The sequence below is a fragment of the Atopobium fossor DSM 15642 genome (assembly GCF_000483125.1).
In the GTDB taxonomy this organism is placed as follows: Bacteria; Actinomycetota; Coriobacteriia; order Coriobacteriales; family Atopobiaceae; genus Atopobium; species Atopobium fossor.
On the sequence record NZ_AXXR01000004.1, the window covers coordinates 129,988 to 142,430 of the forward strand.

7 protein-coding genes are annotated in these 12,443 nt (G+C 44.2%); all 7 read left to right on the forward strand.

The features are described 5' to 3' along the window. Positions 1-20: 20 nt before the first annotated feature. The 7 genes from rbr to G469_RS0102325 all read left to right on the forward strand — a co-directional run bounded on the left by rbr (position 21) and on the right by G469_RS0102325 (position 12,425). On the forward strand, positions 21-566 hold the full coding sequence (rbr, locus tag G469_RS0102295) for a rubrerythrin (protein WP_028263668.1): 546 nt from the start codon (positions 21-23) through the stop codon (positions 564-566). Positions 567-860: 294 nt separating this feature from the next. Further along, positions 861-2,846 (forward strand): 1,4-alpha-glucan branching protein GlgB, encoded by a 1,986-nt coding sequence (glgB, locus tag G469_RS08075; protein ID WP_051353725.1) that lies wholly within the window; start codon positions 861-863, stop codon positions 2,844-2,846. Beyond that, a complete protein-coding gene (locus G469_RS0102305) occupies positions 2,847-5,270 on the forward strand; it encodes a glycogen/starch/alpha-glucan phosphorylase (RefSeq protein WP_028263669.1) in 2,424 nt (807 codons plus the stop codon). It abuts the gene before it with no gap. Between the two features lie 76 nt (positions 5,271-5,346). Further along, positions 5,347-6,495, forward strand: coding sequence for a glucose-1-phosphate adenylyltransferase (locus G469_RS0102310; RefSeq protein ID WP_028263670.1), 1,149 nt, complete (start codon positions 5,347-5,349; stop codon positions 6,493-6,495). Positions 6,496-6,497: 2 nt separating this feature from the next. Beyond that, on the forward strand, positions 6,498-7,595 hold the full coding sequence (gene glgD, locus G469_RS0102315) for a glucose-1-phosphate adenylyltransferase subunit GlgD (RefSeq protein ID WP_028263671.1): 1,098 nt from the start codon (positions 6,498-6,500) through the stop codon (positions 7,593-7,595). A gap of 2 nt (positions 7,596-7,597) precedes the next feature. Beyond that, a complete protein-coding gene (gene glgA / locus G469_RS0102320; protein ID WP_028263672.1) occupies positions 7,598-9,106 on the forward strand; it encodes a glycogen synthase GlgA in 1,509 nt (502 codons plus the stop codon). Positions 9,107-9,113: 7 nt separating this feature from the next. After that, the gene (locus tag G469_RS0102325; RefSeq protein WP_028263673.1) at positions 9,114-12,425 is read left to right on the forward strand and encodes a 4-alpha-glucanotransferase; all 3,312 of its coding nucleotides are present in this window, start codon (positions 9,114-9,116) and stop codon (positions 12,423-12,425) included. The last annotated feature ends 18 nt before the right edge of the window (positions 12,426-12,443 follow it).

Here is a 12,443-nt window from a genome sequence, read left to right on the forward strand (position 1 = left end):
GTGCCAAAAAGGAGGAAATCATGGCAGTAGATTTTGAGAATTCTCAAACTAAAAAGAATCTTGAGACCGCTTTTGCTGGCGAGTCCCAGGCTCACACCAAGTACGAATACTATGCTTCCAAGGCAAAGAAGGAGGGCTATGTACAGATTTCTAACATCTTTACCGAGACCTCTGGCAACGAGAAGGAGCATGCCAAGCTTTGGTTCAAGTATCTTCATGATGGTGAGGTTCCCACCACTGCTGTAAACCTGGCAGATGCTGCCGCTGGCGAGAATTATGAGTGGACTGACATGTATGCTGGTTTTGCTCAGACCGCCAAGGAAGAAGGCTTTACCGAGATTGCAGCCAAGTTTGCTCTGGTTGGCGCTATCGAGAAGGCACATGAGGAGCGCTACAAGAAGCTTCTTTCTTCTGTTGAAGATGGCACCGTATTTTCCCGTGAGGGCGTAAAGGTTTGGAAATGCATCAACTGCGGTCATCTTCACGTTGGCGCAACCGCTCCTAAGGTATGCCCCACCTGCAATCATCCTCAGTCTTACTTTGAGGAGCAGGTAGTTAACTACTAAGAGCTTGTTTGTTTGAGGTTTGTCTTTTTGGCGGCCGCAACTTAATAAAGATGAGAAACCGGCGTCATGATGGCGCCGGTTTTTATATAGCTTGAGTCGCTGCTCACTGCGCTTACTTATTTTTAGCCACATACAATATTGTCTAAGTATTACAACTACAAGAGCCTTTTGGTTGTATAAACTTAAGGTATCAATATACAAAAAATGTATTAAGTGGCTACAGAGGCTTTCGACGTATGCATTAGCGGTACTGAATCTTTCTATTCTGATGATAAAGCGGGAACTGGAGTTAATATGGGCATCTCTTTTCCCAGCAGGGTTGTAACTGATACTGATGCCTTTCTCATGAAAAAGGGCGAGTGGTATCAAAGCTACGAAAAAATGGGAGCACACCATGATACCTGCGATGGCAAAGAGGGATATACCTTTACTGTTTGGGTTCCTGATGTTGTGTCGGTATCTGTAGTTGGCTCATTTAATAATTGGGAAATCACAAGCAATGTACTTGCGCTTGATGCTAATTCTGGTATCTGGTCAGGATTTGTGGCAGGAGTTTCTCAGGGAGACCTGTATAAATACTATATTCAGACCAAGGGTGGCAAGGGCATGTACAAAGCTGACCCCTATGCCGTTTGGTCAGAATGTCCACCGCAAACAGCTTCGCGCATCTTTGATATCGAGGACTATGCTTGGGAAGATACCGCCTGGATGCAGCAGCGTGCTCGGCAAGCCCATACTAAACGTCCACTTAATATTTATGAAGTTCATCTAGGCTCGTGGAAACGTCATCATGATGAATACAGTGCAAATAGTTTGCCTGCTGAAGGAGAAAAGCCTACCGGCAGCTATCTTACGTATGATGAGCTTTCCGATGAACTTGTGACCTATGTCAAAGAGATGGGCTACACCCATCTAGAACTTATGCCCGTTATGGAGCATCCCTTTGATGGATCATGGGGGTATCAAATAACGGGATACTATGCACCAACTGCACGCTATGGTAATCCAAAACAGTTTATGCACTTCATAGACAGCTGTCACAAAGCTGGTATTGGCGTAATTTTAGATTGGGTACCTGGCGGTTTTTGTCGAGATGAACATGGCCTTGCATCATTCAATGGCTCCATGTTGTATGAAAAAGAGGAACATCCTAGCTGGGGTACTTATACGTTTGATTTTGCTCGTGGTGAAGTACGCAGCTTTCTTATATCCAATGTTTTGTACTGGCTATCGTACTACCACATTGACGGTATCCGTATGGATGGCGTAAGTTCCATGCTGTACCTTAATTTTGGTGTAGATGACGAGAAACTCAAAAAATATAATCAGTATGGTGACGAGGGAGATCTTGATGCCATTGAATTTATCCGTCAAACAAATTCGGTAGTTAGCATATATTTTTCTGACGTTATGATGATTGCCGAGGAATCAACCTCTTGGCCTTTAGTGACCTATCCGCCTTCGGTGGGGGGACTTGGATTTCATTATAAGTGGGATATGGGCTGGATGAACGATACACTGCACTACATGCAGACCGATTTTCCTTATCGTCCTGATAACCATAAGTTACTTACGTTTTCTCTCATGTACGCCTTTAACGAGAACTTTGTTCTACCGCTTAGCCATGATGAAGTGGTGCATGGTAAGTGCTCGCTTATTACCCGCATGCCAGGCGATTATTGGCGTCAATTTGCTGGCATGCGTCTTTTGGCACTGTATCAGATGACACATCCAGGAGCTAAGCTTAATTTTATGGGAAATGAGATTGCCCAGTGGATTGAGTGGCGTTATTACGAATCTATCGAGTGGTTCTTGGATGAAACATACGAGGCTCACCACAAACAGCACAAGTTCATTCGCGAACTCAATCTGTTATATCAACGCGAGCCTGCGCTATGGCAAAAAGCCTATGAAGACGATGGATTTACGTGGATAGATGCAGATAATAACGAACAAGCGCTTATCAGCTATATTCGCCACGGAGACGATGTAGCCGATGATATTGTGATAGTGCTTAACTTTAGCCCCAGCTGCTACGATGAGTTTCGTATAGGTGTTCCTGAATTTGGTATATGGCGCGAGATTTTTAATTCCGATAATTCGCGTTTTGGTGGCTCCGGTTTTATTAATACAGCGGATGTGCCCAGTGAAGATGTGGCATGGAATGGTTGCGATCAGTCCGTTGTTATGCGTATCCCTCCGCTAGGAGGCATGGTTTTGTCGTGTGTAGAGAAGAACGTGCGTCCTAAAAATATCCAGTCAGCTAAAGGAGAAAAATAAATGAATCCTATTTTTAAATCGAAAGAAGAATTTGTCGAGCAATTTATTGCAGAATGTCAGTCTTTGCTAGGCAAGTCATTTCAGGATTGCACCAATGATGAGTACTATCAAGTACTTGCAAATATGGTGGCCACAATTTCTCGTGAACGCGGCATTGCTTCAAAAGAGCGGTCGTTTAAGCTTCAAAAAAAGAAAGTGTATTATTTTTCGCTTGAGTTTTTAATAGGCCCGCTACTTGATAATTATCTTATTAATTTTGGTGTACGAGATTTGGTGGCTGATGGCCTTAAACACCTAGGCATCTCACTGGATACCGTTGAAGAGCAAGAATGCGATCCCGGTTTAGGCAATGGTGGTCTTGGTCGTCTTGCTGCCTGCTTCTTAGACTCTATGGCCCACGAAGATATTGATGGCTATGGTAACGGTATGCGCTATCGCTATGGATTATTCCATCAGGCAATCGTTGATGGTCGTCAGGTAGAAGAAACAGATAATTGGCTAGCAAAAGGTTTTCCGTGGGAGATTCGTCGTGATTCCGATGCAGTAGAAGTAACTTTTGGTGGCGAAGTGGTCCGCCATGAGGACAATGAGGGTGCCTATTGGTTTTCTGTCGAGAAGGGCGAGCGTGTGCGTGCAGTGCCCTATGACGTGCCCATTGTAGGTTTTGGTGGTACCAAGATTAATAGCCTACGCCTCTGGAGTGCTGAGCCCGTTGAAGAGAATTTTGATTTAGACGCTTTTAATGCAGGAAACTATGCAAAAGCTAATAAGTTCCGTTCTGATGTAGAGGCTATTTCAACTATTTTGTATCCTAACGATGCTGGTGAGCATGGCCGTTTATTACGCCTTAAACAGGAATACTTATTTGTCTCTGCTGGCTTGCAGGCAATTATTCGTAGTTATAAAAAAGACTATGGCTGTGATTGGGAACACTTTGCAAACCGCATTGCCATTCATACCAATGATACTCATCCCGCTATGTGTGGTCCCGAGCTTATGCGTCTACTTGTAGATGTTGAGCATTTGGATTGGGATACAGCATGGGATATTACTACGCACTGTATTGCCTTTACCAATCATACGGTTATGCCTGAGGCACTAGAAACCTGGCCTATTACTACATTCCGTGCTCTACTCCCACGAATTTATATGTTTATAGATGAGATTAATCGCCGCTACATCGAATCCTTGCCAAAAGACAACAATTGGCAAGAGCTTGCATCCCAGACTGCCGTGTTGTGGGACGGTCGAGTGCGCATGGCAAACCTGTCTATTGTATGCGGCCACTCAATCAATGGTGTTTCGGCTATTCATACTAAGATTCTTAAGCAAGATGTCTTTAAAGGTTTTTATACGTTCTCGCCGCAAAAGTTTAATAACAAGACCAATGGCGTTTCTCACCGTCGTTTTTTACGTGAGGCAAATCCTGCGCTCTCCCGCGTGATTTCTGATGCTATTGGTGAAGGATGGCTTGATGATGCTACTAAGCTCCGTGAGCTAGAGCAGTATATAGATGACTCATCGTTGCATGAGCGGCTTTTTGCAGCTCGACATGAAAACAAAGTACGACTGGCAGAGTATATTAAGCGTAGTTCTGGAGTTGTTTTGGATCCCAACTCCGTTTTTGATGTACAGGTCAAACGTTTTCATGCGTACAAACGCCAGCTCCTTAATGTGTTCAAGATTTCAGATATGTATAACCGTATGCTGGCCGATTCATCCTATAAACCTCTGCCAACCTCATTTATTTTTGCAGGTAAAGCAGCTCAAAGCTATACCTTTGCAAAAGAGGTTATTCGCCTTATTAACTCTCTTGCTGATGTTATAAACAATGATTCAAGAGTTAACCAATATATTCGCGTGGCATTTGTCCCTAATTTTGCAATTTCTAATGCTCAACTTATATATCCGGCTGCCGATATTTCCGAGCAAATCTCTACAGCGGGCATGGAGGGGTCTGGCACATCTAACATGAAGCTCATGTTCAATGGAGCCATTACGCTGGGCACATATGACGGAGCTAACATCGAGATTGCTGATTTGGTTGGCGCAGATAACATCAAAATTTTTGGCATGCATGTCGAAGATATTGTAAAGCTTCAAAATGAGGGTTATTGGGCGTGGAATGAATATGCCAATCAGCGTGATCGTTTGGGTCGCTGTATAGATCAGCTTACTGATGGAACCCTTGCACATCTTAACGGCAATTTTGAGTCGGTACACGATGAGTTAATGACCAACAATGACCAATGGTATGTCTGCAAAGATTTCTCAGCATATACAGATGCCTTCCATCAGCTAAGAGATTCCATAGATGATATGCACCAGTGGGCCAAGATGTCCCTTCTCAACACGGCTCGTTCTGGCCACTTCTCGAGCGATAGAACCATTCGCGAATACGCTAAGGATATCTGGAATGTTTAGGTTGATTATATAAGTAACAAATATATGGGTTTTTAGGTGTCCATATATACAAAAGAAGAGGTAGGGGGTGCTTGCGTTGAGTAAGAAAGAGTGCATTGCTATGCTCCTTGCTGGCGGTCAGGGTAGCAGACTGGGAGTACTTACACGAAACATTGCTAAACCAGCAGTATCGTTTGGAGGTAAGTTCCGTATTATAGATTTTGCTCTCTCCAACTGCGTAAACTCTGGCATTAATACCGTAGGTGTATTAACGCAGTATCGTCCCTATCTTCTTCATTCCTATGTGGGCACTGGCGCAGACTGGAATTTGGATGAGCGCAGCGGCGGCGTATCCATTCTGCCTCCCTATGCAACTGAGGCTGGAGGTGCGTGGTACGAAGGTACGGCCGGCGCGGTATACCAAAATATTGATTTTCTTCAGGCAAATAAATCAGAACAGGTGCTTATTCTCTCGGGAGATCAGCTTTATCGTATGGATTATCACGATATGCTGGAAAAACACAAGCGTCACGGTGCCGATCTTACCATCGCTGTTATGCCAGTTCCCTGGGAAGAAGCATCCCGTTTTGGTATTATTACGCAAGACGATGATGATTGCATTCTTAAATTTACCGAAAAGCCCAACCAGCCGGATTCCAATTTAGCTTCGATGGGAATTTATATTTTCAACACTGATTTATTAGTGGAAACCCTGCAAGAAGATGCCATTGATCAGCGTTCTGAACATGATTTTGGCAAGAATATTATCCCCAAATTATTGGAAGAAGGATACAAGCTATATACCTATCGATTTGAAGGTTTTTGGCGTGATGTAGGGACGATTTCAAGCTATCACGAGACAAGCATGGACTTGCTGGGCGATAACCCTGAGTTTGATTTGTTCGTTAAAAACTTCCCCATTATGAGCAATACTCCTATACGCCCACCTCATTATGTTGGTCCCGATGGTAGCGTGGAGGATTCTCTTGTAGCAAATGGTTGCAAGATTTTTGGAACCGTTAAGCATTCCATTCTTTCAACCGATGCGTACGTTGGTGCACGTGCTACCGTGCAAGATTCAGTCTTATTGCCAGGAGCTCATGTGAAGGATGGAGCGTGCGTTATTCGTGCCATCTTGGGTGAGAATTCGGTTGTAGAAGAAAATGTTGCCATTGGTAGTGTGGATACTACGCGTGATACCGCAGTTATTGGAGATAACGTAGTGGTTGGGAAAGGGGATGAATAGATATGGATAAAATTATTGGCCTTATCACGGCAAATTATTCAGCAAAACATCCGAGTGACTTAACGCTTAACCGTCCTGTCGCATCCTTGCCATATGGTGGTCGTTATCGCCTTGTGGATTTTGCACTTTCCAACATGGTAAATTGTGGTATTCGTACCGTAGGCATTGTTATGCCCTCTAATTACCGTTCTTTAATTGACCACATTGGGTCTGGTAAAGACTGGATGCTCGATCGTAAGAATGGTGGTTTATTCGTGCTGCCAGGATCAGCTTTTGGTACGTCTCGTGCCGGAGCTCGTTTTTTAATACGTGATCTTGTTTGCAACAAGCTATTTCTCGATCGGTCTTCGGCTGACTACGTTATTTGTTCTGCCTCGAACATCGTTTTTAACATGGACTTTAATGAGCTTGTGCGCAGTCACAAAGAGATGGGTGCCGATATTACTATTCTTACTACGCATGCAACTTGCAATGAAGAAGATGTGATAGGCATCAATCTTGGTGATGATGGTCGCGTGCAAGGTATTCATCATGGAGTTTCGTTTGGCGATACTTCATTTATGGATGCATTTATCATTAACCGCTCTATACTGCAAACTTTGCTCGATTGGTATGCCTCAGTAGACCATTTAGACCTATTTGAAGCCATGGAAAATGATTTTGATCGCATTAAGGTCTGCACGTATAATTTTACAGGATATTCGGCTGCACTCTTTAATGTGGAATACTACTTCCATCGAAGCATGGAGTTACTTAAAGCTGATGTTATGGAGCAGCTATTCCCGCCAGATCGTCCTGTGCTTACCAAGGCTCACGATACACCTCCTGTAATGTATAAACGTGGATGCTATGTGCGCAATGCTATTGTTTCGGCAGGCAGTGTGATATACGGTGCAATTTCAAATTCTATTTTGGGACGTAATGTGATTGTTGAGCCAGGCGCTACGATATCTAATGCAATTGTGTATCAGAACTGCGTAATCAAAAGTGGTGCGCGTGTAGAAAATGCCGTTGTTGATCGCAACAATATTATTTCGGCAGGTACTGAGTTACGCGGTACACCAGAGTCAATTTTGATTCAACGGAAAGGAAACAACTAGTCATGCTCAAGAGTGCAACTTTGCGCACAAGACGAAAGCTCAAGGTTTTGTTTGCCTCATCCGAAGTTGCACCTTTTTCTAAAACTGGTGGGCTGGGAGACGTGGCTGGAGCGTTGCCGCTTGCTTTGCGTGAATGTGGCTGTAAAGTAGCAGTTATTTCACCCAACTATGCCTCTATTCCTGAGCACTTTAAAAGTAAGATGAAGCATGTGGGGGACTTTTATGTGCCTCTCGCTTGGCGTCGTCTTTATTGTGGTATAGAACACTTAGTGCACCGTGGCATAGACTACTATTTTATAGACAATGAATATTATTTTGCGCGTGACGGCATGTATGGTTATTTTGATGATGGAGAGCGTTTTGCCTTTTTTGCCAAAGCTCTTGTGGAGGCAATAGGGCACATAGAGCTGCTCCATTGTGATATTTTGCATTGCAATGATTGGCAAACTGCTTTAGCGCCAGTATTCTTACGTGAATTTTATTCTGGTGAACTTTACGATAACGTCAAAACCGTATTTACCGTTCATAACGTTAAGTTTCAAGGGCAGTATTCTGACTTTATGTTAGGAGATGTTCTGGGACTTCATGAAGTATCTGCTGCTGTTGACCAACTTCATTGTGATGAACAGAGCATTAATTATATGAAAGGTGCTCTGAGGTATTCGGATGAGGTTACTACGGTAAGTCCCACCTATGCTAACGAGCTTAAACAACCATACTATGGCGAACATTTAGAATATGAGTTCCAGCGCAGGGCAGAGAGTTTTCAAGGCGTACTTAATGGCATCGACACCCTGCTTTATGACCCCGAAATTGATGTATGCCTGCCCAAAAACTACTCAGTTAAAAATCTTGTAGGCAAAAAAGCATGCAAGAGAGCTCTCCAAAAAGAGCTTGGGTTTGAAGATAATCCAGACAAGCTTATGGTGAGTTTTGTGGGACGTCTAACCGCACAAAAAGGCTTAGACCTTATCTGCTATGGCATGGACAATATGATGTCGCGCGGTATTCAGATGGTGGTTTTAGGAACAGGCGACAAAGACTACGAAGACTCAATGTCTTACTTTGATGAACGGTATCATGATCAGTTTCGTGCCATGCTTACTTTTGATACCGAGCTTGCGCAGCGGATTTATGCAGGATCTGATCTCTTTTTGATGCCGTCTCAGTTTGAGCCTTGTGGTCTTTCTCAGATGATTGCTATGCGTTATGGAACGCTGCCTGTTGTGCGAGAGACTGGTGGACTTGTGGACTCAGTGCAGCCATATAATCGCTTTACTAAAGAAGGTACTGGTTTTAGTTTTGCGCATTTTAATGCAGATGAGATGCTCGATGCCATTTATAGTGGAGCAGAAATTTTTTGGACACAACAAGACGAATGGCGCAATCTGCAAAGACAGGCCATGTCAGTTGATTTTGGATGGCAGCGTGCTGCGGATGAATATGTAGATATCTATCACCGCTTGCATCCTGAGGTCATTCGCTATGTAACACGCAAGAGTGGAAGCTAAATGAATTATGAATGCACTGCATAATAGCCGTCTCGAAGCCTATCGTTTTCCTTACGGTGCTGTCCTAGTGGGTAGCACCGTAGATTTATCTTTAGATGTATGGGATGAAAATCAATGTAATGATGCCAAGGCCGAGGGTGCTTCCATTGCGTGCGACCTGCGTATTTGGGTTGATGGCAAAGGTGAATCCATTATTCCGATGGATAGAGTATGGCAGTTAGATCATTGGCGATTTAGCTGCACGCCATCATTTACTGAGACTCAAATTGTATGGTATTGCTTTAGATTGCAAAACGCAGAAGGTAAGCAGTGGTTTTACGGGGCAGCAGACGGCCAAGTTGGCGGTGTAGGCGTATTGCGAGAGTGGATGGGTCCCTCGTTTCAGATTACCGTATATAAACAACGCCAAACACAACCCGAATGGTATCGGGGAGGCGTGGCATATCAAATCTTTCCGGATCGTTTTTCTCGTGGTACAGATTGGGAACAGCGCGCACAATGTGCAATGCAAAGGCATACCAAAGGAGTGTCTCGGTATATCCAACAGGATTGGAATGAGCCGCCGTGCTATATCCGTGATGAGAATGGGCATGTGCTGCGCTGGGATTTTTATGGCGGAACCATTGCTGGCATTCGCGAGAAACTAGATTACCTGCATGACATGGGTATTACGATTTTATATCTGAACCCCATTTTTGAAGCAGCGAGTAATCATCGTTACGATACAGGTAACTACCTGCAAATAGATCCTTTATTAGGAGATTTTCAAGACTTTAATTTGCTGTGTAAAGAAGCCCAAGATAAGAATATTTCCATCATTTTGGATGGTGTGTTCAATCATACGGGATGCGATAGCTTGTACTTTAATAAGTATGGTAATTATGACAGTGTTGGTGCCTATCAAAGTAAAGATTCCGCCTATTATGACTGGTACAAGTTTGGCGAGAATAAAGACGACTACCAAGGCTGGTGGGGCATAGATGACCTACCTGACATAGAGGAAAGCTCTCAGACGTATCGTGAGTATATATTTGGTGAGAATGGCGTAGTACGCAGTTGGTTGCGAGCGGGAGCGCGTGGTTGGCGGCTTGATGTTGCCGATGAAATGCCTGATGACTTTCTCAAAGAGCTTCGTGCTGCTGCGCTGGCGGAACGGCCTGATGCGCTTATCTTGGGAGAGGTGTGGGAAGATGCTTCCAATAAAATAAGCTATGGAAAGCTTCGCCAATATTTTTTGGGTGACGAGCTTGATGCTGTCATGAACTATAATCTGCGTGATGCGTTGCTCGCGTATTTGCGCGGTAACGTAAGCGCGTCTGTTTTGCGTGAACGCATGGAATCCATGCACGAAAATTATCCACCCGATGCTTTTAACGAAGCCTTTAATGTATTGGGCACACATGATACTGCGCGCATTCTTACACTACTGGGATCTCCTGAGCTAAACACTATTGATGTTCAAAATGGGTTTTATCACCTTAACGAAGGGGAGCGGGGCCTTGCAAAGGCTCGTTTGTGGTTAGCAGTACTTGTACAAATGACATTGCCTGGTGTGCCCTGTGTCTATTATGGTGACGAAGCAGGTTTGGAAGGCGCTGCTGATCCCTATAACCGTGCAACATTCCCCTGGAATCACGAAGATGCAGATTGCCAGACAATTATGCGCAATGCTATTACCTTGCGAAAATCACTTCCATTGCATGCAGCTGATTGTTTTTGGACACTTGACCTAGGCGATGAAGTGTTTGGGTTTATACGCAAAGACAGCCAGCAAGACCAGAGTGTAGCAGTGCTGATTAATCGAAGTCTTTTTGCGGAACAAAAAATATCTGTTCCCATGCAAGCAGACTGTGTTGATGAGCTTATTTGTGGTCAAAAATTCACCGTAGAGGAAGGTATGGTACAGCTTTGCTTGGCACCGCTGGGCTCTGCCGTACTGTATTTTCATTCTCGTCAATCGTTGGGAATAGAACCTGCGCGAGGCTCGGGTATTCTCTGTCATATTACGTCGTTGCCTGAAGTGGTTGACAAGTCAGGAGTGGTAAAGGGCCAGCAGGGTAGTCTTGGCGCTTCGGCACGCCATTTTTGTGATTGGCTTGTGCAAACCAATCAAACATATTGGCAGGTATTACCTATTAATCCAACAGATGAGTTTGGGTCTCCTTACGCAGGAATTTCTGCTTTTGCGGGTAATACGCAACTTATGTCTCGGCTTGAGTGCATCAAATATGAGCAGACAAGTTGTTGTGATAGTGAGTATCAAGAGTACGTGGATAAGAATGCTTTTTGGTTGATTCCGTACTCCAATTTTATGGCACTTAAACAGGAGCAAAAACAAGCTCCGTGGCGCAGTTGGCCCAAAAGCCTTCGTGTGTACAATCAAAAAGCTATTGCACAGCATTTTGTGAGCAAGCCATGGCTCGAGCACCTGGCCGAGAAGATTCGTCATGATCAATTTGAATTTGAGCGCCAGTGGAAAGCTTTGCATACGTATGCAAATGAACGAGGAATCCGCATTATTGGTGATATTCCTATGTATGTCTCGGGTGATTCTGCTGATGTTTGGGTGCATCAAGAGTTGTTTGAACTGGATGCTTTAGGAAATGCATCTTCTGTTGCTGGTGTACCACCTGATGATTTTTCATCTGAAGGACAACTGTGGGGTAATCCCGTATATAACTGGGAGGCCATGCATGCCAGTGGATATGAGTGGTGGCTTCAGCGATTAGCACGCGCGTTTGAGCTTTATGATTATGTGCGTCTTGATCATTTTATTGGGTTTTGTTCATACTATTCAATTCCACAAGGATTGCCTGCAGAGGCGGGACGCTGGTGTGTGGGACCTGGCCGTGAATTATTTAAAAAGGCTTACGAGCGTTTTGGAAAATTACCGATTATCGCAGAGGATTTGGGCATTGTAACTCCTGCTGTACGTGCATTGCTTGCAAGCTGCGGCTTTTCTGGTATGGAAGTATCTTTGTTTTCGGATTACTTCTCGCAAAACGGCTGGTGTGTGCCGCAGCATAAGGTTGCCTATACCACTACGCACGACACTCAAACACTGGTTGGTTGGTGCGAGGAGCATTTTGGTAAACAAAATGCTTATGCTCGAGCTCAGGAGATACTTTCTATTTCTGAAGACAGCAATGCGACTCTGGTAGTGGTACAGCTGCAAGATATTCTTGGCTTGAATGACACACACCGCATGAATATTCCTGGTACCACAAATAACAATTGGCAATGGACATGCACATGGGATCAGCTTGATTTGGCCAGCAATACTTTACGAGAGCTTACGCAAAGGTCTGCGCGTGCATAGAATCTTGTCAATACATTA

What these genes read in the sequence shown, in the direction of transcription:
- rbr (WP_028263668.1), top strand. Translation starts at nt 21, where the DNA reads ATGGCAGTAGATTTTGAGAATTCTCAAACTAAAAAGAATCTTGAGACC.
- glgB (WP_051353725.1), top strand. Translation starts at nt 861, where the DNA reads ATGGGCATCTCTTTTCCCAGCAGGGTTGTAACTGATACTGATGCCTTT.
- G469_RS0102305 (WP_028263669.1), top strand. Translation starts at nt 2,847, where the DNA reads ATGAATCCTATTTTTAAATCGAAAGAAGAATTTGTCGAGCAATTTATT.
- glgD (WP_028263671.1), top strand. Translation starts at nt 6,498, where the DNA reads ATGGATAAAATTATTGGCCTTATCACGGCAAATTATTCAGCAAAACAT.
- glgA (WP_028263672.1), top strand. Translation starts at nt 7,598, where the DNA reads ATGCTCAAGAGTGCAACTTTGCGCACAAGACGAAAGCTCAAGGTTTTG.
- G469_RS0102325 (WP_028263673.1), top strand. Translation starts at nt 9,114, where the DNA reads ATGAATGCACTGCATAATAGCCGTCTCGAAGCCTATCGTTTTCCTTAC.